Here is a 22869-nt window from a genome sequence, read left to right on the forward strand (position 1 = left end):
CGACGCAGGGGATATTGGCATGAGCGGCGTACAGATGATCACCGTGGCAGAAGGTGACGGAGACCAGCGGCTGGATCGCTGGCTGCGCCGTCTGTTCCCTCATGTCAGTCAGGGCCGCATCGAGAAGATGTGCCGCAAGGGTGAATTGCGCGTTGAAGGCGGCCGGGTCAAAGCCTCGACCCGGCTTGAGGCTGGACAAGTTGTGCGCGTCCCGCCTTTGCCCGACGTTGATCACAAACCGGCCGAGGTCAAACGCCGGGTTTCTGACGCGGACGCCAAGATGATCCAATCCTGCGTGATCTACCGCGACGATCACGTGCTGGCATTGAACAAACCACACGGCTTGCCCGTGCAGGGCGGCAGCGGCCAGACCCGCCATGTTGACAGCCTGTCCGAAGCGCTGCGGTTCGGCTACGACGAAAACCCGCGTTTGGTTCATCGGTTGGACAAGGACACATCCGGCGCTCTGCTGATGGCCCGCACGCGCGAGGCTGCCAAGGGCCTGACCGCAGCCTTCCGCCACCGCGATACGCGCAAGATTTATTGGGCGTTGGTCGCCGGGGTGCCGACGCCGTATCTAGGCGAGATCAAGACCGGTCTGGTCAAGGCATCAGGTCACGGAAAGCAGGGCGAAGGCGAAAAGATGGTCGCCGTTCACCTGAATGAGGTCAACGACACACCCGGCGCGAAACGCGCGCATACGCTCTATGCCACTCTATACCGCGTGGCAGGGCGCGCCGCATGGGTGGCCATGGAGCCGATTACCGGTCGAACGCACCAGTTGCGGGCGCATATGGCCGCGATTGGGCATCCGATTATTGGTGATGGTAAGTATGGTGGCTCGGGCCAGGAAAACCTTGGCGACGGTTGGGGCGCGCAACTGGGCGGGATCATCAGCAAAAAGCTGCACTTGCATGCTCGGCAGGCGTCGTTCCAGCATCCGGTGACGCGCAAGACGATCACTGTTAAGGCTCCGTTGCCCGATCATATGAAACACAGTTGGGACACGTTCGGTTGGGCCGAAGACCTGGCCGCCGACGACCCGTTTGAGGAACTGCAATGAGCGCACCGCTGCGTCTGGTGCTGTTCGATGTGGATGGCACTCTGGTCGACAGTCAGGGCAGTATCGTTGCCGCGATGACGGCCAGTTTCAACGCCTTGTCCCTGCCGGTTCCGGACCGGCAGGCCATTTTGTCCATCGTCGGGCTTTCTCTGCCGGTTGCCATTTCAGAACTCGCCAATGAACACGCAACTGAAGTCCAGCAACGGTTGGTCGATGGCTACAAGCAAGCCTACCACGCCCACCGTGTCGCGCAGGGCGCGGCCAGTTCGCCACTGTATCCCGGTGCGCGTGAGGTAATCGAGGCCCTGCACGCAATACCCGAAGTGTTGTTGGGCGTCGCTACGGGAAAATCCCAGCGTGGCCTTGACGCGTTGATCGAAGCGCACGGGTTGGAGCGATATTTCGTGACTCGGCAGGTCGCAGATCACCACCCGTCAAAGCCTCACCCGTCGATGATCGAAACGGCGTGCGCGGAAACTGGCGTTGGGGCTGGCAACACGGTGATGATCGGGGACACGCGGTTCGATATGGATATGGCGCGCGCCGCTGGCGTTCCGGGCATCGGCGTAACCTGGGGATATCACGACCGATCCGCCTTGGAGTCAGCGACCCGCATCATTGAATCCTTTGACCAATTGCCAAACGTGCTGAACGAAATCTGGGCCTGAAGATATGAGTGACTGGAAACCGAAACGATTCTGGACAGAAAGCTCGATTGTTGACGCTAAGGGCGGATACACAGTGGAACTGGACGGTCGCGGGGTCAAAACGCCCGCCAAGGCCGGGCTGATCGTGCCAACCCGTGCAATGGCGCAGGAAATCGCTGCGGAATGGGATGCGCAGGAAAAAGAAGTCGATCCGACAACGATGCCATTTACTCGATCTGCAAACGCAGCCATCGACAAAGTGCAACACCAACACGCCGAGGTTGCAGACATGCTGGCCGACTACGGCGATTCGGACCTTTTGTGCTATCGGGCTGCGCACCCGCAGGAGTTGCAGCAACGGCAGGCCGCGCAGTGGGATCCCGCGCTGGATTGGGCTGCCGGGGCGCTGTCTGCCCGCCTTCTGCCCGTTGCCGGCGTTCTCCACCGGCCGCAGGACGCGTCTGCCTTGGCCGCGCTGCGTGAGCGTGTTCATGATTTCAATGACTTCCAACTGGCAGCGTTTCACGATCTGGTCAGCCTGTCAGGGTCCTTGATCCTTGGGTTTGCCGCAGCCACAGATTGGCGCGGCGCCGAGGAAATCTGGGAAATTTCCCGATTGGACGAGATATGGCAGATCGAACAGTGGGGTCATGACGATGAGGCGGACGCAGCGGCCGAGGTCAAAAAAGCCGCTTTCCTACACGCTAAACGGTTTTTTGACGTCTCGATTTGATCTCTGACGCCTGATTTTACGCCGCTCCTGCAAACATCTGCGGATCGACTTATCGTTTTCGCTGATCCGACCCTTGACGTTTGTTTATGATTGCGCCCAAACTCAAGCCCACTAAAGGGGAGACACCTTTGGGGAAACCTTTCTGGTGCCAAAGGTGCCGGACAGAACTGTCCTTTGATCGGGGCGGAAAATCAGGAAGAGGTAAAAATGAAAAAATCCGTAATCTTGGGCGTGGCAACCGTTGCCGGCCTGGCTGCTGGCGCAGCGGCAGCGGGGACTGTCGATGATGTCAAAGCGCGCGGCAAGCTGAACTGCGGTGTGACCACCGGTCTGGTTGGCTTTGCCGCACCCGACGCGAATGGCGAATGGCAAGGCTTTGACGTCTCGCTGTGCCGCGCAGTCGCTGCAGCCGTTCTGGGCGACGCAAGCGCCGTTGAATTCGTTCCGACCACCGGTAAGACACGCTTTACCGCGCTGGCCTCGGGCGAGATTGACATGCTGGCTCGTAACACCACCTGGACCTTCAGCCGCGACGTCGATCTGAAGTTTGAATTTACCGGTGTGAACTACTACGACGGTCAGGGCTTCATGGCGCCCAAGGCGCTGGGCGTAAGCTCGGCCAAGGAACTGGACGGCGCCACCGTTTGTATCCAGACCGGCACCACTACCGAGCTGAACCTGGCGGACTTCTTCCGCTCGAACAACATCAGCTACGAACCGGTTCCGATCGAAACCAATGCCGAAGCGCAGCAGCAGTACCTGGCTGGCGCTTGTGACGTTTACACCACAGACGCTTCGGGCCTGGCCGCAACCCGCGCCACGTTCGAGAACCCCGGTGATCACGTCCTGCTGCCCGAAATCATCTCGAAAGAGCCTCTGGGCCCGCTGGTTCGTCACGGCGATCACGAGTGGGGCGACGTTGTCCGCTGGACTCTGAACGCGCTGGTCTCGGCTGAAGAACTGGGCGTAACATCGGCCAACATCGACGAGATGGCGGCTGGCACCGACAACCCCGAGATCAATCGTCTGCTGGGCAGCGAAGGCACGCTGGGCGAAATGCTGGGTCTGGACGCAGATTGGGCCAAGCGCGCGATCAAAGCGGGCGGCAACTACGGTGAAGTCTTTGCCAAGAACATCGGCGAAGAAACTCCGATCGGTCTGGCGCGCGGCCTGAACGCGCAGTGGACTGATGGCGGCCTGCTGTACGCACCGCCTTTCCGCTAAAATCTACGGGAAAGGGCGCGGGGCAACCTGCGCCCTTTTTCATTCCATAAGAAACACGCCCGGATAGATTTGAGCAGGGAAAAACCTTGCCGAGCACCCGGGATGCACGGGGAAAAACATAGGTCATGACGACTCTCACTGACCCGCCAAAGGAGCAGTTCCGGCTGTCCATGCTCCTTTACGATACGCGGTATCGATCTGCGACCATTCAGGTCATTGCTCTGATCGGTTTCATGCTTCTGGCAGCCTGGATCATTTCCAATACCATTCAGAACCTCGAGGCTCTGGGCAAACCGGTTGAGTTCGGTTTCTTCGGAGAACCGGCGAGCTATGACATCAACCAACGTCTGCTGGAATACGACTCGCGCGACAGCCATCTGCGCGCGGCCTTTATCGGCCTGCTGAACACGCTGGTTGTAGCTGTTCTTGGCTGTATCACGGCCACTATCGTCGGTGTTCTGGTTGGCGTCCTGCGCCTGTCGAACAACTGGCTGATCGCCCGGATCATGACCGTCTATGTCGAGATGTTCCGCAACGTGCCGGTTTTGCTGTGGATCGTTCTGGCGATGGCCATTCTGATCGAAAGCCTGCCCGCGCCAAGGGCGTTCCGGGGCGAAGATCCCGAGGCGACGATGAAACTGTTCGACTCGGTCGCGATCACGAACCGCGGGGTCTATATCCCCGAGTTTCTGTTCTCGCGCAGCCTGGGAGACATTCACCTGTTCGGTGCGTCAAGCCTGCGGTTTGATGTGTCGTTGGACCTGATTGCTGTCCTGATTGTGCTGGGTGGTAGTATTTTCACCATGCGCAAAGTGTCGGCATGGGCACAGGCAAAACAGGAATCCACCGGCGATCGGCCGAAGATTTGGCACATCCAGCTTGGTATTCTCTTTGTGCCGATGATTATCCTGCTGAGTGTTCTGGGTTTCCACCTCGGTTACCCGGAATTGAAGGGGTTCAACTTCTCGGGCGGGACGCATATGCGCAACTCGCTGATTGCGCTGTGGTTGGCCTTGTCGCTGTACACGGCAGCCTTCATCGCCGAGATCGTGCGCGCTGGTATTCTGGCCATCTCGAAGGGCCAGACCGAAGCCGCATCTGCGCTGGGCCTGCGCCCGGGTCGCACGATGCGACTGGTGATCCTGCCACAGGCGCTGCGGGTGATCATCCCGCCGATGATCTCGAACTATCTGAACCTGACCAAGAACTCGTCGCTGGCGATCGCGGTTGGATATATGGACATCACGGGTACGTTGGGTGGCATCACCATGAACCAGACCGGCCGCGAGCTGGAATGTGTTCTGCTGCTGATGCTGGTTTACCTGTCCATCTCGCTGAGCATTTCGGCTGTGATGAACTGGTACAACAACCGTGTCAAACTGGTGGAGCGGTAATATGAGTGATGTTTCATTTGTCCGCACGGAAATGTTGCCGGAACAGGCACCACCCGCTTCCGAGGTCGGCTTGCTTGGGTGGGTCAAGCACAACCTGTTCTCAAGCTGGTTCAACTCGATCCTGACGTTGGTGTCGCTCTATGCGATCTACTACGTTCTGGCCGGCGTTTTACCTTGGATATTCCAGTCAGTCTGGAACGCCGATTCGCTGAACGAATGTCGTGAGATTATGATGGCCAATTGGGGTTCGACGCATGGTCACGCATGTTGGGCTGTGATCAATGACCGTTGGCTGCAGCTGTTGTTCGGTTTCTATCCAAGCCATCTGTACTGGCGCCCGATCGTTTCCTTGCTGCTGCTGTTGGTGGCGCTGGCTCCGGTGCTGTATTCGGATCGTGTTCCCACCAAGATGCTGATCTTTTCGGCGATATACCCCTTCCTGATGCCTTGGCTGATGTGGGGCGGAACCATCTGGGGGCCGGTATCGGCTGCTCTGGGCTTTGTCGTCGGTTGGGGTGTCTACACCATCTTCAGCAAGCAACTGAGCAACCTGATCGGCATCATTCTTGCGGTTGCGGCCGCCGTGATCTGGTGGCTGGTGATCTCTAGCTTCTTCACCAGCGCTATGGCCTCGATCATCCCGATCAGCATCGAAGCGGTGGAAAGCCGTCAGTTCGGGGGCTTCATGCTGGCGATCCTGCTGGGCGTTGTGGCGATCGGTGTCTCGCTGCCCATCGGCATCGTACTGGCGCTGGGCCGTCAGTCCGACCTGCTGATCGTCAAATACCTGTGCGTGGGCTTTATCGAGTTCATTCGTGGCGTGCCTCTGATCACTCTGTTGTTCGTGGCGTCGTTGCTTTTGAACCTGTTCCTGCCGCCGGGCACCAACTTTGACATCATCCTGCGGGTGATGATCATGATGACCCTGTTCTCGGCCGCGTATATGGCTGAGGTGATCCGGGGTGGCTTGGCTGCTTTGCCGCGCGGTCAGTACGAAGGGGCCGACAGTCTGGGCCTGAACTACTGGCAGGCACAGCGACTGATCATCATGCCGCAAGCCCTGAAAATCTCAATTCCGGGCATCGTGAGCACATTCATCGGGATTTTCAAGGATACGACTCTGGTGTCGATTATCGGGCTGTTCGACGTAATCGGATTGGCATCCGCCATCCGTGCCGACACCGCCTGGAACGGCATCTATTGGGAACTGTTCGCGTTCATCGCGGCACTGTTCTTCGTCGTCTGCTTCTCCATGTCCCGTTATTCCATGTATCTGGAGCGCAAGCTTCAGACTGGCCATCGTTAAGGAGTTCAACACATGTCTGAACTTGCAATCGAACGCGAAATCGATCGCTCTAAAATGCAGGTGAGCGACGAGGTCGCCATTGAAATCAGCAACATGAACAAGTGGTACGGATCGTTCCACGTGCTGCGCGACATTAATCTGACCGTCAATCAGGGCGAGCGGATCGTGATCGCGGGGCCGTCGGGGTCGGGTAAGTCCACCCTGATCCGCTGTCTGAACGCGCTGGAAGAACACCAGCAGGGCACGATCGTCGTGGATGGGACCGAGTTGTCGAATGACCTCAAGAACATCGACAAGATCCGGTCCGAGGTTGGGATGGTGTTCCAGCACTTCAACCTGTTCCCGCACCTGACCATTCTGGAGAACTGCACTCTGGCCCCGATCTGGGTGCGAAAGACGCCCAAGAAAGAGGCTGAAGAGCGCGCGATGCACTTCCTGGAAAAGGTGAAAATCCCGGATCAGGCGCTGAAATATCCCGGTCAGTTGTCGGGTGGTCAGCAGCAGCGTGTGGCGATTGCGCGCTCGCTTTGCATGATGCCGCGGATCATGTTGTTCGATGAACCGACATCAGCGCTGGACCCGGAAATGATCAAAGAGGTGCTCGACACCATGATTGAGCTGGCCGAGGAAGGCATGACCATGCTGTGCGTCACGCACGAGATGGGCTTTGCCCGTCAGGTCGCCAACCGAGTGATCTTTATGGATGCCGGTCAGATCGTGGAGCAGAACGAACCGGAGGAGTTCTTCAACAACCCGCAGAGCGAGCGAACCAAGCTGTTCCTCAGCCAAATTCTGGGTCACTGATCTGGTCGAAAATTACGAAAGGGCGGGGCTTTGGCCTCGCCTTTTTCTATTCCAGAAGCTCGCGTGGGGTGACAAAGCCCAGAACATCTCCTCTGTGCCAGTCGATATCAGCCCAGTCGGTGATATCGAATTGGATCACGGTCGTCGCACATGTGGGGTAGTCCTGAAACCGAAGGTTCTCTGGTACGTTATGCACGATCCGATGGGCGAATTCGGCGATTCCGGGGTTGTGGCCCAGCATCAGCACAGTTGGTTCAGTCGCGCCCGACAATTCGTTCAACATGTCCTCGGGGTCGGCGTGATAGAGTGATCGATGCAAGCAAATCTTGTCGGCCTGCAAATCCATCCGATCCCAAGTCTCACGCGTTCGGGCCGAGCTGGAGCACAGTACCTCATCCGGCAGCCAGCCTTTATCGCGCAGCCAAGCTGCAATAGCCGGCGCGGATTTTCGGCCGCGTTTGTTCAGTGGCCTGTCATGATCTGCCAGCGTCGGACTATTCCAACTGGATTTTGCGTGACGCATTAGGATCAAGGTTAAGCTCATGAGGGATGAAAGGCCTTCATGTGATGCGAAGATTGTTCAGGGTCCCGTCCGGCCCCGGCACTGAGCGGACATGACAGCCGCACGAGGCAGCCGCCCGTCATGCAGGTCTGCCCGGCGTCAGTCGACAGATGGGCGTGACAGGAGGATACGTTGTAGAAATCCTTGTCACTCAGGGCACCGACTGGGCATGCGCTGGTGCAGGGGGCAGGGCAGTCGGAACATGGCGATGTGTCAGGGGCTTCGGGGATGCGGAATTCATGCGAGAAATGCAACGCGCCGCGGAAGGATATCATCATGCCCACCGTGTCGTGCACCAACGCGCCTACCGGACTGCTGAATGTTCGACCAGATTTCAGCGCCCAATCGATAAAGGGTGCGTAAGGTGGTCCGCCAAAGGGGAAATATGCCCGAGCGCCCAATTCCTGCGCCAATTGCCCAACCACCCGCAGGGACCACCTGTCCACCGGATCATCCCCCGCCCATTCTGGCGCAGATTTCAGCGTCGGCCAGAATTCAGGGCCAGCGCCTAGTAGAACAAGGGTACCCGCGTCCAGATCCTTTGTGCCGCTCACACGCGGGTGGGTCGCGCCCATGAGGATCAGCCCTGCGCCCTTAGCGGTTTGTTCGACATGTTCATAGCTGGCAAGCGACGCTTCTGAGGAGTTTGGGGGATGGGCTTCCATGTCTCCTCCGGTGCCAAAGGGTCAGTCTGGGCGGATCAGCGATCCGGCGCCGTGCTCTGTAAACAGTTCCAGCAAAACGGCATTGGGCGCACGACCATCCAGAATGACGACTGCCCGCACGCCGTTATGCAAGGCGTCCAGTGCTGTTTCAGTCTTGGGGATCATGCCGCCCGCGATTGTACCATCCAGCGTCATTTCACGGATTTGCCCAGCCTTCAGTTCGGTAACAACCTCTCCGGCCGCGTTTTTGACGCCTGAGACATCCGTTAGCAGCAATAGGCGATCTGCCTTCAGCGCCGAAGCGATGGCCCCGGCAGCGGTGTCTCCGTTGACATTGAACGTCTCGCCCTCACGCCCTGCGCCCAGCGGCGCGATCACCGGGATCACGTCGTGCGAGAACAAATCGTGCAGAATCTTCGGGTTCATTTCGGACGGAGACCCGACAAAACCCAGCGTGGGGTCGGCCTGATCACAGATCATCAGGTTGGCGTCCTTGCCCGACAGTCCAACGGCGGTTCCGCCCTGTCCATTGATCGCCTGAACGATACGCTTGTTTACAAGGCCAGACAGAACCATCTCGACCACTTCCACGGTGGCCTTGTCCGTCACCCGCTTGCCGTTCACAAAATCGGATTGGATGTCCAGCCTGTCCAGCATGGCGTTGATCATTGGTCCGCCGCCATGCACGATAACGGGGTTCACACCCACCTGGCGCATCAGAACCACATCGCGGGCAAAGCTTTCCATTGCCTCGTCGCTGCCCATCGCGTGGCCGCCCAGCTTTATTACGACAATCGCGCCGTCGTAGCGCTGCAAATACGGCAATGCGCTGTTCAAAGTTGCTGCGGTTGCGATCCAGTCCCGGTTCATATCTCGTGTCTTCATGGCTGCTGTTCCTCTGAGGCCCCGTGTTAGGACCTTTGCCCCGCGCTGCCAAGGGTGAAGCTATTCCAAATTGGCGATGATCGAGCGGAGAGTGGGGATGCCATCCCCCTTTTCGGAAGACGTCAGAACGATTTCCGGGAATGCTGCCGGATGTTTGGACAATGCCCCGCGCACCTGACCCAGAACTTTTTCACGGTCGTTGGCCTTGACCTTGTCGGCCTTGGTCAACACGCATTGGAAAGTCACGGCGCTGGTGTCCAGCAGCTTCATGATCTCGGCGTCGACGGGTTTTACCCCATGGCGCGAGTCAATGAGAACAAAGGCCCGGCGCAGGGTCTGGCGGCCGCTCAGATACTGTTTCAGAAGCCGCTGCCACTTTTCCACCACCTTGAGCGGCGCGTTGGCATAGCCATAACCCGGCAAGTCAACCAGATACAGCTCGGGACCTTGGGTGAAAAAGTTGATCTCTTGCGTCCGGCCCGGCGTGTTCGAGGCACGGGCCAGACCCTTGGTGCCGGTTAGCGCGTTGATCAGGCTGGACTTGCCGACGTTGGAACGACCGGCAAAGCAAACCTCCAGCCGGTCCGGGGCAGGCAGGCCGTTCATCGCCACAACGCCTTTGACAAATTCAGACGGGCCGGCAAACAGTTTGCGCCCGCGCTCAAGCGAGAATTCGTCTGGTGTCTCAGCAAGGGGGAAAGGAAGCGTTGTCATAGCACCTGCACCGTGTCGCCTGTTTTGATTTCTCCACCTCGGATCACCTCGGCGTAAACGCCGAATTCCTGGTGGTTCCAACTGTTCAGCGCGCCCAGGGTATCCGCGTCCCGTTCGCCGGTGTTCGGGTTTGCGGTAGTGGCCAGACAGCGTGTGATTTGCTCACGTACGTGGAACACGGCCTGTCCGATCTGAACCTCGCGACCCAGCCATTCACTTTCCTCCCACAGGGGCAGGCCGTCGAACCATATGTTGCCGCGCCAGCGTCTGATGGACAGCTCCTTGCCCAGTTTCTGCTGAACCGCCCGGTGCGAGGCCATGTTGCACAGGCTGACCGATGGAAAGTCACTGTCGGTCATGCCACGTCCGGGTGCGCGCACGATACGCGCAGAGGCGGCACGGTCGGCCGGCATCAAAGGTTTCACCCATTCAAGGAAAGCATCTTGTTCCGTGTCCGGCTGAAAACTCAGATCAGGGCGCTGGGGGTGGCTGAGCGCGACCGTATCACCTGTCAGCCTGGCCGTGATTGCCATCAACTGCGGTGCCTTGGCACCACGGCTGAAATTCGCACAAGGTGCCCATTCCGAGCCATCTGCTTTGGACGCCACATGCGCGACCGCCCAAACACGATCCCCGGGCATGGTCTGCCCGGGGCTCAGTGTTACGGTTTCGACAGCCTCATGGCCGTGGCTTTTAATGGGATGCCGCCAGAGGCTGGTTACTTCTGCCGTCATTTGTCATCCGTCTTCGGTGTGCGTTTGAAGCTGGACTTGATATTGCCGAACACGTCGGGCTTATAACCCTGGCTTCTCATGATCAGGTATTGCTGAGTGAACGTGATCGTGTTGTTCGCGATCCAGTAAACCACCAGCCCGCTGGCAAAGCTGCCCAACATGAACATGAACACCCATGGCATCCAGGCAAAGATCATCGCCTGAGTCGGATCGGTTGGTGCCGGATTCAGCTTTTGCTGCAGCCACATCGAGATACCCAGCAACAGTGGCAGGATACCAATGAAGACCAGCGCCATCAGCGTGTCAGGCTGCGGGCCGCCCCAGGGCAACAGGCCAAACAGGTTCATGATCGAGGTCGGATCAGGTGCGCTCAGGTCTTGGAACGGGCCAAACCACGGGGCTTGACGCAGTTCGATCGTCACGAAGATCACCTTATACAGCGAGAAGAAGATCGGGATCTGCATCAGGATCGGCAGACAGCCTGCGGCGGGGTTCACCTTTTCCTTCTTGTACAGCTCCATCATGCCTTGCTGCATCTTCTGGCGGTCGTCGCCAGCTGCCTCTTTCAGAGCTTCCATCTGCGGCTGCAGTTCCTTCATCTTCGCCATCGAGACGTAAGATTTGAACGCCAGCGGGAACAGGATCGCCTTGATGATCAGGGTCAGGCCGATAATGGACCAGCCCATGTTGCCGATCAGCGCATTGATGTTGTGCAGCAGCCAGAAGATCGGCTTGGTCAGGAAGTAGAACCAGCCCCAATCGATGCTGTCGATGAATTTCTGAACACCGTCGGCCTGATATTCCCGAATGGTTTCCCATTCCTTTGCGCCAGCAAAAAGCTGCGTGGTTACCTGTTCGGTTGCGTTAGGCGCCACTGTGAGCGTCGGCAGAACCGTCTCGGTCTGATAGATTTTGCGGCGCGCGTCATACTTCGCGGCGGCTTTGAAGGCCGAGCCTTCCTCGGGGATCAGGGTGGTCATCCAGTAGTGATCGGTAAACCCGATCCAACCGCCTTCTTTGACTTGGAAAACCTCGGCCTGTGCGCGTTCATTGGGGTCAATGTCGAAATCGCGGACATCGCCATAGTCGATCTCATCCAGGACGCCGTCGGCCATGACCATCACGCCTTCATGCAGGATGAAAAAGTTCTTTAGCTCGGGCAGATCGCCGTCCTCGCCGATGCCGTGGCGGGCCAGAATACCGTAGGGCGCCATGCCGACTTCGGCCTGGGTGTTGTTTTCAACGGATTGCGTGACCTCGAACATATAGTTCTCGTCCACCGAGATCATGCGGCGGAAGGTCAGGCCGTTTCCATTGTCCCATTTCAGCGTGACCGGAGTGTCGACGCCCAGTGTTTCGCCTTCTTCGACGGTCCACAGAGTGTTTGGACCCGGAACGTCGGACCCCGTGACACCTGCACCCGGTGCCCATCCGTAAAGGGCGTAATAAGCGGACTCGGAACCGACCGGAGACAGAAGTTCAACAATCGGAGCACCGTCTTCGATCGAAACCTTGTAGTCCTTCAGGAATAGCTCATCGATGCGACCGCCCGACAGGGACAGGCTGCCCTCAAGACGAGGTGTGTCGATCTGAACCCTTGGGGCTTGTGCCTCGGGCAGGGTTTCCTCGGCGGTGGCGGTCGCTTCACCCGCTGTCCCGGTTCCTGCAGCGCTGGGTGTCTGAACCTCGTTGGCCTCAGTTGCGCTGATTTCGCTCTGATCGATCGAAGTCACTTGTTCGGGCGGCGGGAACAGCACGAACCAAATGAGGATCACGACAAAGCTGAGCGCGGTTGCGAGGATGAGATTCTTATTCTGATCGTCCATCTGGGACAGCCACCTTAAGCAGTGAAAGACACCCGGTGGGTTCAACAGAGTGCAGCCCCAAAGGTCAAGCGGAATCGCCCGTCTTGTCGTCGCGTATAAGGCTTTTTTGGCGTAATTTCGCGTTTACGAGCCCGCTTGACGCCCGATCTTGGGGACACCCTTAACCTTGTTCTGGTGCGTTGTGATCCAGTCCAGAGTTTTTTCAAATGGCATCGGCTTGCCGATCCCGAACCCCTGAACGTGGTCACAGCCCAGTTGCGCCATCAACGCGTGTTCCCCTTGAGTTTCCACGCCTTCGGCCAGTGTTTCGACATTCAGCCGCTCTGCCATCGTCAGGATCGCGCTGACCAACTGCTGTTGGCTGGCGTCCCGATCGGCTTTGGCTACAAATGACCGGTCGATTTTGATCCTCGAAACGTCAAAACGCTTGATTGAGGCGATCGAAGCGTGGCCGGTGCCGAAATCGTCCAAGTCTATACAGCATCCGAGCCCGGATAGAGCTGTCACGTTGCGCGTAATCACGTCATCGGGGCGTCTTGAAAAGACGGTTTCCAGAATTTCCACGGCGAGCCTGTCCGGGGTCAGGTCATTTTGATCCAGTTCCCATTTCAACCGGTCAATCAGGGCAGGATCACGCAACTCGTCGGATGCGAAATTGACGCCAATTCGCGGCACAGCAACCCCTGCGTGGTCCCATTTTCGCATAGCGGCAAATGCATGGTGACGCATGGTCTGACCAAACTTTTCCATCAAGCCGGCTTGTTCGGCGAACGGAAGAAATACCTGCGGACCCAACACGCCTTTTTGCGGATGTTCCCAACGGGCAAGGGCTTCAAAGCCGGTGACTTGCCCGGTATCGGTTGATATTTGAGGCTGAAACCAGGGGCGGATTTCACCACTCTCCAACGCTGCCTCGAATTCCTTGCGAAGATTGGCCCGGATGCGTGACCGGCGACGTGTTTCGCTGGAGTAAGAGCGGATAGTGGACGGGCCGTTCCGCTGCGCTTCGGCCAGAGCGGAACTTGTAGCGTCTATCCACGCTTCAAACCCATCCTCAGGGACACTGGACAAAAGACTGAAGCCAATCGAACACGTCAGGTAGATGCCTGTCCCGTTCAGGGTGATGGGTTCTTCAACGGCAGCCTGTATGCGACCCGACATCTGTATGCATGCCTCAAGATTCAGATGATTCGACGGAGGCAGCCCGATGGCGACCGAATTCTGGTCCAGCCGCGTTGTGATGTCGCCTGCACGGATTGCAGACAAAACACGGCTAAAGAACTGTTGGGTCAGGTGGTTGGCTGCTGCGTTTCCGTGAAGATCCGAAAGTTCTGCAAACCCGTCCAATGCGACAATGAGGCAGGCGGATTCTTGGTGCGTATTTCGGCTGACTTCAAAGAAAGTCTCCATCTCGGTGGCGAATGTGTCTATCGCCAAAAAGCCGCCCACCTCGCCACGGCGGTCAGAGGTCGGACTCGATTTGGGTGTCAGAGCCGTGAGCGCCGCAATCAAGAAGGGCAGGGCCAGCGCCACGGTAACAAGCGCGCGTTCGCCGCCAATCCAAAACGCCGCAAGACAAATCGCCGGTGCAAATGCCAAAGCAGACGGACCGCTAAAAGCGGTGGCGAGAAAGTCGAGAGCTCTGTTAATAGAGAAATGTTTCCACATCAGTTTTCCGGGCCTTTCCCTTGGGCATCGCACGCTCAGGGTAACCGTAGAAAACCATTCTGAGTCAGTCGTTAACGCAACCGAGGAATTTTGTCCTCATTTTCGTCATTTTTGTCAGTGTTCAGGCTCAGACCTGCGAAATCGAAAAGCTTTGGGTCCAGAAGGTGCGAAGGTCGTGCGTTGGTCAGCGCGCGAAACATCACTTGTCTGCGTCCCGGGCTGTTCTTCTCCCATTGATCCAGAATCTGTTTTACCTGCTGGCGTTGCAGCCCGTCCTGACTGCCGCACAGGTCACAGGGGATGATGGGATAGTTCATCGCGTTGGCGAATTTCTCGCAATCGGCCTCGGCCACATGTGCCAGAGGACGATAGACAAACAGATCGCCTTCTTCGTTCACCAGCTTGGGCGGCATCGTCGCCAGACGTCCGCCGTGGAACAGGTTCATGAAGAACGTCTCGAGGATATCGTCGCGGTGATGGCCCAGCACAACGGCTGAACAACCTTCCTCTCGCGCGATGCGATACAGGTTGCCCCGGCGCAGGCGCGAGCACAGAGCGCAATAGGTGCGGCCCTGCGGAACCTTGTCCATGACAACGGAATAGGTGTCCTGATATTCGATCCGGTGGGGAACGCCCATCCGCTCTAGGAACTCAGGCAGGACGGTGGCGGGAAAGCCGGGCTGACCCTGATCCAGATTGCAGGCCAGCAGGTCAACCGGCAGCAGGCCGCGCCACTTCAGCTCATAAAGAACGGCCAGCAGGGTATAGCTGTCTTTGCCGCCCGAGAGACACACCAGCCAGCGAGGGGGCTTGCCGTCTTTGTCATGGGCCGAAGAATCCACCATCCCGTAGTGTTCGATCGCTTCGCGGGTCTGGCGCACGATGCGCTTGCGCAGCTTCTTGAACTCGGTGGTCGAGGGCGCGCCAGCAAAGAGCGGGTGGATATCGTCAGCTTCGTCAAACATGCGCAGCCCCTACAATAGTTGGCGGAACCCGGCAAGTGGGCGGGTCATTCCAAGCGCCCGAGTAGCGCGTTCGTATCCAGACCCGCGACCGCCCCTGCGATCCGACCGCTCTGTTCCGCGATTCTGGTGGCGACAAAGCCATCGGCCACGGGGCCGGGCGCATGTCGCAGCAACTGGGACGCGGTCAACAAAAGCGCAGTGCGTTCTGCGAACCAGCGTGCCTCGGTTTCGGGGGGGATGCCCGGCCAACGGTCGCGATGTGCCTTTAGCGCAGCGTCGTATTCCCGATCCGCACCCGTTGTGGCGTTCAGTTCCGCTTGCAGAACCTCGGCGGCCAGCGGCTCGCGCGCCAAGGTTCGCAGGATGTCGAGGCAGATCACGTTCCCGGACCCTTCCCAGATCCCGTTCAGCGGGGCTTCGCGGTAGATCAGCGGCAGGGGGGTGTCTTCGACGTATCCCATGCCGCCCAGAATCTCCAGGGCTTCAACGGCGACGACGGGACAACGTTTGTTGTTCAGAAACTTGGCCAGCGCGACACCGATGCGGGCCAAAGCGCGGTCCTCGGCAGAGGCGCCGTCAAACGCTTGGGCGACGCGCAGTCCCAGCGTCAGTGCGCCCTCCCAGTCCAGCACCAGATCGGCAAGAACGGCGCGCATAAGCGGCTGGTCGATCAATCGGCGTTGAAAAGCACTGCGATGCACGACCCAGTGATGGGCTTCGGTCAAAGCGGCGCGCATCAATCCGGCGGGGGCGATGGCGGTGTCCAGCCGCGTGTGATGGACCATTTCCAGAATCGTGCGAATTCCGGCCCCTTCGTCGCCAAGCTGATAAGCCAGCGCGTCGTGGTATTCGATCTCGGACGAGGCATTCGCCTTATTCCCCAGCTTGTCTTTCAGACGCATCAGGTGGATCGCGTTGCGCTCGCCTTCTAACCAGCGGGGGACAAGGAAACAGGTCAAGCCGCCCGGAGCTTGCGCCAAGGTCAGGAACCCGTCCGACATAGGGGCCGAGCAGAACCACTTGTGCCCGCGCAACCGCCAGTGATCTCCGTCCCGTGTGGCGGTTGTGGTGTTGGCCCGCACATCCGAGCCGCCCTGTTTCTCGGTCATCGCCATCCCCAGCGTGGCGCTGGTTTTGTTGGCTATTGGTTCGGCTGTCTTGTCGTATCCGAAGGCGGACAGTTTTGGACGCCAGATCGAGGCCAAGTGCGCGTCGGCTTCGATCGCGGGGATTGCGGCATAGGTCATCGTCAGCGGGCAGCAATGTCCGGGCTCGACCTGACTGGCCAAATATACCATTGCCGCGTGGGTGGTGTGGCCACCGGGCTGTCCGTCACAGGCTAGCGCTGCGTAGCCAGCAGTTTGGCTGATCTGCATCATCTGGTGATACGCAGGGTGGAACCTGACTTCGTCGATGCGACGGCCACCTTGATCGAACGGTACAAGTTCCGGCGGGTGCCGATTGGCCTCGCGCCCCAATTCGCGCGTTTCGGCGCGCCCGAGTATGTCACCATAGGCCGATACCGGGGCGGCGCGTCCACCGAAATCGCGCAGAAGGTTCCGCAGAACCGGGTCAGTCCCCCAAAGGTCGCTATCGTCGCGCGTGGGAGGTTGGTTCACGACTTCATGCGTGGGCAGGGTGTGGCGCGCTTGGGATGTCATTCGGGCCTCCGGCTGAATAGGCCAACTGTTCAGCGCGGATCGGAACGGGTCAAGTGTTACTGCGGGTCGCGCGTCGGGCGTTCACGGTCCGAACAGTCCGGCACGGGGTCATAGCCGGTTCCGCCCCAGGGGTGGCAGCGACCAATGCGCCGGACAGTCAGCCACGTCCCTTTGATCGGACCGTGCTTTTCCAACGCTTCGAGGGCATAGGCCGAACAGGTCGGTTGATACCGGCAGTTAAAACCGACCCAAGGGCTGAAAACCAACCGATAGATTCGGATAGGCAGGGCGAGGATATGGGAAAACAGTGTCACGGCTTCGCGCTGTGAATTTTGCGCAGCGCGTACCGCAAATCGCCCAGAAGCGCGTCATAGGGCCGCCCTGCGGTGACCTCGGCGCGACCGATAAGGACGTAGTCCCAGCCGTTTTTTCCATGGGCCAGCAGAACCGCGCGTGCGGCCTCGCGCAATCTGCGCTTGGCGCGGTTGCGTGCCACGGCATTGCCAACTTTCTTGGAGCAGGTAAAGCCGACGCGAATTCCGTCCGCCTCATCATCGGCGCGCTTGCGGGCCTGAACCATCATCGATGGCGTTCCCTGCCTGCGTGCGCGGGCGGCTTTCAGGAAATCGGACCGCTTCTTGAGGACGATAAGAGTTTCAGGCGCGCAAACGGACGCCGCCGGGGGCTTTACCCTCGGTTGGTTGTTACCATCCTCAGGGGCCTCCGGCGGCGTCATGTTCATAACCTGATCGGTGAGCGGTTTATGCGCTCAGCGATTTGCGGCCGCGTGCGCGACGTGCATTCAGGATTTTGCGGCCGGCTTTGGTAGCCATGCGCGCGCGGAAACCGTGGCGGCGTTTGCGAACCAGGTTCGAAGGCTGATAGGTGCGTTTCATCGCTCCGTCTCCAATCTATAGCGGTCGGGTGCGGCGCGGATTCGCCTGGCCCTAGTGTTCGAAGCCCGTCCTCTACTGGGTAGCGGGGGGTAAGTCAAACCCCAAGGTGGGGGTTTTCGTGCCTTTTGCAACAATTCTGTAATTGCGAGGGCCGAAAGGTTTCAAAATCGCTGTTTTGGTGCCCTAATCCCTCACATTACCTGCCGTCAACATCAAGGCAACGTGAGGCATCTGTTTCCCATCGGTCAGGCAGCGCATGTTGGAAGCAGAATGAAACGCACAAAACCGGACAGCCACATGAGCGATACGACTCAGGCGCCGCGCACTGGGCTTGCGCGGCATATTCCTTTGCTGGTGATTCTCGCCGTGGCGACCGTGGGGTTTTTCACGCTGGGCGATTACCTGACCTTTGAAACTCTGCGTGACAACCGCGAAGCATTGCTGGCGTGGCGCGACACCCACTATTGGGCCATGGCAGGGGCGTTTATCGCGATCTATATTGGGATTGTTGCGTTTTCATTACCCGGAGCGGCGGTAGCCTCGATGACAGGCGGGTTTCTGTTCGGCCTGTTTGCAGGCACGGTCTTCAACGTCTTTTCCGCGACCATCGGCGCCTGCGTGATATTTCTGGCCGCGCGATGGGGGCTGGGCGAAAACCTGACCGCACGTCTGGAAGCGTCGGAAGGTACCGTCAAAAAGCTGAAGGATGGGCTGCGCGAGAATGAAATCTCGGTTCTGTTCCTGCTGCGCCTTGTGCCGGTGGTGCCGTTTTTCGTGGCCAATCTGGTGCCCGCGCTGGTCGGGGTGAAATTCCGTAACTTCCTGATCACCACCGCGCTGGGCATCATTCCCGGTGGCATCGTCTACACCTGGATCGGCGTTGGTCTAGGTGGTGTGTTCGACCGGGGTGAATCGCCGGATGTGTCACTGCTGTGGGAGCCTTTTGTGATTGGTCCGATCATCGGCTTGTGCGCGTTGGCGGCTTTGCCGATAGTTATCAAAGCGGTACGTGGTAAGAAGGACGCCTGACCTCATGCAAGACCTGAAGACAGATATCCTGGTGATCGGTGCCGGGTCGGGTGGCTTGTCCGTCGCCGCCGGTGCCAGCCAGATGGGTGCAGACGTGATCTTGCTGGAAGGTCACAAGATGGGAGGCGATTGCCTGAATTTTGGCTGTGTGCCGTCAAAGGCGCTGATCGCCAGCGGCAAGGCAGCCTATGGTCAGGCCCACGCCTCGGCGCTGGGCGTGGCGGATGTGGTGCCGCAGGTGGACTATGCCGCCGTCAAGGATCATGTCCACGACGTCATCGCGCAGATCGAGCCGATGGACAGTCAGGAACGGTTCGAGGGATTCGGCGTCAAGGTGATCCGCGAATATGGTCAGTTCGTCTCGCCCACGCAGGTGCAGGCGGGCGATCACCTGATCACCGCGCGGCGGGTGGTGATTGCGACCGGCTCGTCGCCTCTGGTGCCGCCGATCCCCGGCCTGGATCAGGTGCCATATTACACCAACGAGACAATATTCGACCTGCGTGACAAGCCCGAGCATCTGCTGATCATCGGCGGCGGCCCCATCGGGATGGAGATGGCGCAGGCCCATATCCGTCTGGGCTGCAAAGTGACCGTGATCGAGGGGATGCAGGCGCTGGGCAAGGACGACACCGAGGCGGCGGCCATCGTGCTGGATACATTGCGCGCCGAAGGTGTCGAGATCCATGAGCAGGCTATGGTGGCGCAGATTCGCGGCTCGGACGGCAAGGTCGAAGTGGTGACCGAGACAGGGCAGATAGTCTCGGGCTCGCACCTGTTACTGGCCGCAGGGCGCAAGGCCAATACCGACCGGCTAAACTTAAAGGCCGCTGGGATCGAACCCACGCGGACGGGGATCAAGGTGGACGACGCCCTGCGCACCACCAACAAAAAGGTCTACGCCATCGGAGATGTGGCCGGTGGGATGCAATTCACCCATGTGGCTGGCTATCATGCGGGGGTCATCATCCGTTCGGCCTTGTTCGGCCTGCCCTCAAAGGCGAAAACCGCGCATATCCCTTGGGCCACCTATACTGACCCCGAATTGGCGCAGGTCGGCCTGACCGAGGCGCAGGCCCGCGCTCAGCATGGCGACAAGGTAGAAGTCGCCCGGTTTGATTATCACCACAACGACCGCGCCATTTCCGAGCGCAAGATGAAAGGCTTTATTAAAGTCATGGTCGTGAAAGGCCGCCCAGTAGGGGCTACAATCGTGGGGCATCAGGCGGGCGAATTGATCAACTTGTGGTCGCTGGCCTTGGCCAATAACCTCAAGATGGGGCAGATCGCCGCGATGGTTTCGCCCTATCCGACGATCGGAGAGCTTAACAAACGGGTGGCGGGTGCCTATTTCTCGCCAAGGCTGTTTGAGAATCAAATGGTTAAACGAGTGGTCGGGCTGGTCCAGCGTTGGATGCCCTGACCGGGAAGGGAGAGCAGATTGAACTCGCTTTCGGGCCGATTTCTGATCCTGACTACGGTCTTCGTGATGTTGGCCGAGGTGTTGATCTTTGTCCCTTCGATTGCGCGTTTCCGCGAGGACTTTCTACTCAACCGTCTTGAGCGTGCTCAGATCGCATCCCTGGCGTTGCTGGCGGATGATATGCTGGCCGATGATCTTGAGGCCGAACTTTTGGCCAATGCGGGTGTCTACAACGTGGTGCTGCGGCGCGATGAGGTGCGGCAGTTGATGCTGTCCTCGCCCATTCCCGATCAGATCACCAACACATATGACCTGCGCGATGCCACCCCGTGGATATTGATACGCGACGCAATGGCTCGGCTGTTTACTCCTGAAAACGAAGTGATCCGCGTGATCGGAGAGCCGGTGAAAGACGCGGGTTTGCTGATTGAAGTCACGACGGACAGCGAGCCGCTGCGCATGGCGATGACAGATTACGGGTTGCGAATTCTGGGGCTGTCTTTTGTAATCTCGATCATCACGGCGTTTTTCCTGTTTCTGGCCGTGCGCGTTGTGCTGGTGAAGCCAATCAAAAGTGTCGTGGGTTATATGCAGCGCTATGCCGGTGCGCCCGAGGATGCGCGGGGCATCATCTCTCCCAACTCGAAAGTGACCGAACTGCGCGAGGCTGAGGAGGCTCTGGAGCAGTTGCAGAAGGAACTGACGCAAGCCCTGAAGCAACGCGAGCGTCTGGCGCAACTGGGTGGCGCGGTCGCCAAGGTCAGCCACGATCTGCGCAACATCCTCACGTCGGCGCAGCTTTTTACAGACCGGATCGAGGCCAGCGATGACCCCTTGGTGCGACGTATGGCGCCCAAACTGGTGAACTCGATCACCCGTGCGGTGTCACTGTGTGAAAGCACGTTGGCTTTTGGTCGCGCCGAGGAACCCGCGCCGACGCTTACCATGGTGCCCCTGCGCAGCGTTGCCGACGACGTTGTCGCCAGCGAACAGTTGGCCGTTGCAGATGCCTGCGTAGAAATTGTCAACGAGGTGCCCGAGGACCTTGTGGCGCGTGCTGACCCCGAGCAGATATTCCGGGTCATACTCAACCTCGTGCGCAATGCGCGTCAGGCTTTGGTCACGTCGGGCAAACCGGGCAAGATCACCATCAAAGGCTGCGAGTATGAGGCAAATTGGTGCATCGAAATCACCGACACAGGCCCAGGCCTGCCGCCGAAAGCGCGCGAGAACTTGTTCACCCCGTTTCAGGGAGGGGTGCGGAAAGGTGGCTCTGGACTTGGGCTTGCTATCTCGCAAGAGCTGGCGCGCGGACACGGCGGAGAGTTGGTTCTAGCCGAAACTGGACCTCAAGGGACAACCTTTGAAATAAGGCTTCCACGGGGTGAGGGGACTTTTTGAAATATTTTTGAAGAATCAGCTTGCACGTCCCGAACGCCGGGTCTAAATAGCGCCTCACCAACGCGGACCGATAGCTCAGCTGGATAGAGTACTTGACTACGAATCAAGGGGTCGGGGGTTCGAATCCTCCTCGGTCCGCCACTTGGTACTGAAAACATTGAGCAAAACCTGTTCAGAGGTTTTCTGACCCTTACCTGCCACTAATATCCAGCTGCTTACCGAACGGGCTGCGCTGCCCTGTTGAGTCCGAAAGTCACAGCCCCCGGCCTCACCCGCACGGCTAGCGGTTTTGTTTTTACTCCACGCATACCAAGCGCGGGGCTTTCTGCGGGTTGCGCCATCCACCAAAAACCAAAGCCAGCCCAGCCGAGAAACGGAATGAGGCCAGATACCATTGCCAATGTCATGGATTGCAAGCCGGCGCCTAACGCAAGTCCAAAAGCAAACGTTACCCATAGCGCACATACTCCGAACACCCCTGCCAAGATTGGCGTTAGCAGAGCAATTCGAGCTAACCCTGTCCGTTGTACCGGACACAATTTCGGACGTCCTAATGGCATATGCGCAAACCCGGTAACTGCGCTGGCTTGCGTTGGGCGCGGAGCAACTGTCGCTCTGGCGGAAAGGGTCGGGCAGGGGGAGGCCGCGAAACAGATGTTCATATTGCGGCGACCTCCACCAATAAGTTTATGCGTTGAAGAACTCAGCCACGGCGTCAGTCGATGCTTTCACAGCCTCAGGCTTGTAGTAGAAATCAACGTGGCTGAACTCGTCAAAAGCCAGTTCTTTGTGCTCGTTCGTCAGCTTCTCGACGAATGCGGTCGAGCAGATCGCGGTGAAAGCCGTCGAACTATAGATGGTCAGCGAAGGTTGCACGATCTTGTCGGCGTAGTGTTCTCCGATCGAGATCAAGGACTGCATACCCTGATCACCAATGTGCGCGTTGGTGAAGGCCCGGAAGTTCTTCTCCGAGACAGAAGCTCACGACTACCCGATTACGAGGTTGATCGGCGAAGCCATGGACGCAGGTGTGATCCGAAAGGCTGATCCGACCTTCGCAACCAACCAGCTGCTGGCGCTTGTCAAAAACTTTTTCTTCTGGCCAGAGTTTTTCCTCGGCGAGAACCCGACACCAAAAGACGTACTGGACGATTGCATCGCAATGTTTTTGGCGCACTACAAAGCAGACATTTGATCGGTCATCACGAACGGCATGAAAATCTGTAAAGCGGACTCTTGGCAAATCGGATTGAACGGCCTCTTCCAGCC

24 protein-coding genes and 1 tRNA gene are annotated in these 22869 nt (G+C 58.6%); 12 read left to right on the forward strand and 13 right to left on the reverse strand.

The features are described 5' to 3' along the window. Positions 1-19 precede the first annotated feature (19 nt). The 7 genes from ACR0B7_RS17970 (at position 20) to ACR0B7_RS18000 (ending at position 7171) form a co-directional block, all read left to right on the forward strand. Positions 20-1063, forward strand: coding sequence for an RluA family pseudouridine synthase (locus tag ACR0B7_RS17970; protein ID WP_170485553.1), 1044 nt, complete (start codon positions 20-22; stop codon positions 1061-1063). Further along, positions 1060-1731: an HAD-IA family hydrolase gene (locus ACR0B7_RS17975; RefSeq protein WP_170570396.1), complete on the forward strand. Its 672-nt coding sequence runs from the start codon at positions 1060-1062 to the stop codon at positions 1729-1731. The genes ACR0B7_RS17970 and ACR0B7_RS17975 overlap by 4 nt, the downstream gene beginning before the upstream one ends. Positions 1732-1735: 4 nt before the next feature. Then, positions 1736-2443: an ATP12 family protein gene (locus ACR0B7_RS17980; protein WP_170418073.1), complete on the forward strand. Its 708-nt coding sequence runs from the start codon at positions 1736-1738 to the stop codon at positions 2441-2443. A 207-nt stretch (positions 2444-2650) separates the two neighbouring features. Then, positions 2651-3667 (forward strand): amino acid ABC transporter substrate-binding protein, encoded by a 1017-nt coding sequence (locus ACR0B7_RS17985; protein ID WP_170389958.1) that lies wholly within the window; start codon positions 2651-2653, stop codon positions 3665-3667. A gap of 125 nt (positions 3668-3792) precedes the next feature. Then, the gene (locus tag ACR0B7_RS17990) at positions 3793-5061 is read left to right on the forward strand and encodes an ABC transporter permease subunit (protein WP_170389960.1); all 1269 of its coding nucleotides are present in this window, start codon (positions 3793-3795) and stop codon (positions 5059-5061) included. A 1-nt stretch (position 5062) separates the two neighbouring features. After that, on the forward strand, positions 5063-6367 hold the full coding sequence (locus tag ACR0B7_RS17995) for an amino acid ABC transporter permease (RefSeq protein WP_170418079.1): 1305 nt from the start codon (positions 5063-5065) through the stop codon (positions 6365-6367). 12 nt (positions 6368-6379) lie between these two features. Next, entirely contained in the window at positions 6380-7171 is a 792-nt protein-coding gene (locus ACR0B7_RS18000) for an amino acid ABC transporter ATP-binding protein (RefSeq protein WP_480534637.1), read from the forward strand. Positions 7172-7217: 46 nt separating this feature from the next. On the opposite strand, the gene ACR0B7_RS18005 is transcribed toward ACR0B7_RS18000, so the two are convergent. The 12 genes from ACR0B7_RS18005 to rpmH all read right to left on the reverse strand — a co-directional run bounded on the left by ACR0B7_RS18005 (position 7218) and on the right by rpmH (position 17747). After that, the gene (locus tag ACR0B7_RS18005; protein WP_170485555.1) at positions 7218-7715 is read right to left on the reverse strand and encodes a SixA phosphatase family protein; all 498 of its coding nucleotides are present in this window, start codon (positions 7713-7715) and stop codon (positions 7218-7220) included. Then, positions 7712-8398, reverse strand: a complete 687-nt coding sequence (locus ACR0B7_RS18010) for a ferredoxin (RefSeq protein WP_170485556.1) — start codon at positions 8396-8398, stop codon at positions 7712-7714. The genes ACR0B7_RS18005 and ACR0B7_RS18010 overlap by 4 nt, the downstream gene beginning before the upstream one ends. A 21-nt stretch (positions 8399-8419) precedes the next feature. Continuing rightward, the gene (gene argB, locus ACR0B7_RS18015) at positions 8420-9283 is read right to left on the reverse strand and encodes an acetylglutamate kinase (RefSeq protein ID WP_170389968.1); all 864 of its coding nucleotides are present in this window, start codon (positions 9281-9283) and stop codon (positions 8420-8422) included. 60 nt (positions 9284-9343) lie between these two features. Next, the gene (gene yihA, locus ACR0B7_RS18020) at positions 9344-9997 is read right to left on the reverse strand and encodes a ribosome biogenesis GTP-binding protein YihA/YsxC (RefSeq protein WP_170389970.1); all 654 of its coding nucleotides are present in this window, start codon (positions 9995-9997) and stop codon (positions 9344-9346) included. Next, a complete protein-coding gene (locus ACR0B7_RS18025; protein ID WP_170485557.1) occupies positions 9994-10731 on the reverse strand; it encodes an MOSC domain-containing protein in 738 nt (245 codons plus the stop codon). Before ACR0B7_RS18025 ends, yihA begins: the two co-directional genes overlap by 4 nt. Further along, positions 10728-12557 (reverse strand): membrane protein insertase YidC, encoded by a 1830-nt coding sequence (gene yidC, locus ACR0B7_RS18030; RefSeq protein ID WP_480682135.1) that lies wholly within the window; start codon positions 12555-12557, stop codon positions 10728-10730. The genes ACR0B7_RS18025 and yidC overlap by 4 nt, the downstream gene beginning before the upstream one ends. Before the next feature lie 123 nt (positions 12558-12680). Beyond that, positions 12681-14225, reverse strand: coding sequence for a bifunctional diguanylate cyclase/phosphodiesterase (locus ACR0B7_RS18035; RefSeq protein ID WP_170485559.1), 1545 nt, complete (start codon positions 14223-14225; stop codon positions 12681-12683). 71 nt (positions 14226-14296) lie between these two features. Continuing rightward, positions 14297-15190 carry a tRNA 2-thiocytidine(32) synthetase TtcA gene (gene ttcA / locus ACR0B7_RS18040; protein ID WP_170485560.1) on the reverse strand — a complete coding sequence of 298 codons (894 nt, stop codon included), beginning with the start codon at positions 15188-15190 and terminating at the stop codon, positions 14297-14299. Between the two features lie 44 nt (positions 15191-15234). Beyond that, on the reverse strand, positions 15235-16851 hold the full coding sequence (locus tag ACR0B7_RS18045) for an acyl-CoA dehydrogenase family protein (protein WP_170485561.1): 1617 nt from the start codon (positions 16849-16851) through the stop codon (positions 15235-15237). 56 nt (positions 16852-16907) lie between these two features. After that, entirely contained in the window at positions 16908-17165 is a 258-nt protein-coding gene (gene yidD, locus ACR0B7_RS18050; protein ID WP_170485562.1) for a membrane protein insertion efficiency factor YidD, read from the reverse strand. Next, positions 17162-17587, reverse strand: coding sequence for a ribonuclease P protein component (gene rnpA / locus ACR0B7_RS18055; RefSeq protein ID WP_170485563.1), 426 nt, complete (start codon positions 17585-17587; stop codon positions 17162-17164). The genes yidD and rnpA overlap by 4 nt, the downstream gene beginning before the upstream one ends. Positions 17588-17612: 25 nt before the next feature. Then, positions 17613-17747 (reverse strand): 50S ribosomal protein L34, encoded by a 135-nt coding sequence (rpmH, locus tag ACR0B7_RS18060; RefSeq protein WP_005980833.1) that lies wholly within the window; start codon positions 17745-17747, stop codon positions 17613-17615. A gap of 297 nt (positions 17748-18044) precedes the next feature. On the opposite strand from rpmH, the gene ACR0B7_RS18065 reads away from it, so the two are divergent. The 4 genes from ACR0B7_RS18065 (at position 18045) to ACR0B7_RS18080 (ending at position 21741) form a co-directional block, all read left to right on the forward strand. Beyond that, positions 18045-18776, forward strand: a complete 732-nt coding sequence (locus ACR0B7_RS18065; RefSeq protein WP_170485693.1) for a TVP38/TMEM64 family protein — start codon at positions 18045-18047, stop codon at positions 18774-18776. A 4-nt stretch (positions 18777-18780) separates the two neighbouring features. Continuing rightward, positions 18781-20199 (forward strand): FAD-dependent oxidoreductase, encoded by a 1419-nt coding sequence (locus ACR0B7_RS18070; RefSeq protein ID WP_170570393.1) that lies wholly within the window; start codon positions 18781-18783, stop codon positions 20197-20199. 18 nt (positions 20200-20217) lie between these two features. Then, complete coding sequence (locus ACR0B7_RS18075; protein WP_480682139.1) at positions 20218-21600, forward strand: sensor histidine kinase; 1383 nt, start codon at positions 20218-20220, stop codon at positions 21598-21600. 64 nt (positions 21601-21664) lie between these two features. Beyond that, positions 21665-21741: transfer RNA gene (locus tag ACR0B7_RS18080), tRNA-Arg, on the forward strand. Positions 21742-22287: 546 nt separating this feature from the next. On the opposite strand, the gene ACR0B7_RS18085 is transcribed toward ACR0B7_RS18080, so the two are convergent. After that, on the reverse strand, positions 22288-22521 hold the full coding sequence (locus ACR0B7_RS18085; protein WP_480682141.1) for a hypothetical protein: 234 nt from the start codon (positions 22519-22521) through the stop codon (positions 22288-22290). A gap of 25 nt (positions 22522-22546) precedes the next feature. Between ACR0B7_RS18085 and ACR0B7_RS18090 the strand changes: the two genes are divergently transcribed. Continuing rightward, complete coding sequence (locus ACR0B7_RS18090; protein ID WP_170485565.1) at positions 22547-22795, forward strand: TetR/AcrR family transcriptional regulator C-terminal domain-containing protein; 249 nt, start codon at positions 22547-22549, stop codon at positions 22793-22795. Positions 22796-22869 lie beyond the last annotated feature (74 nt).

It is taken from the genome of Ruegeria sp. BB6 (genome assembly GCF_056539385.1).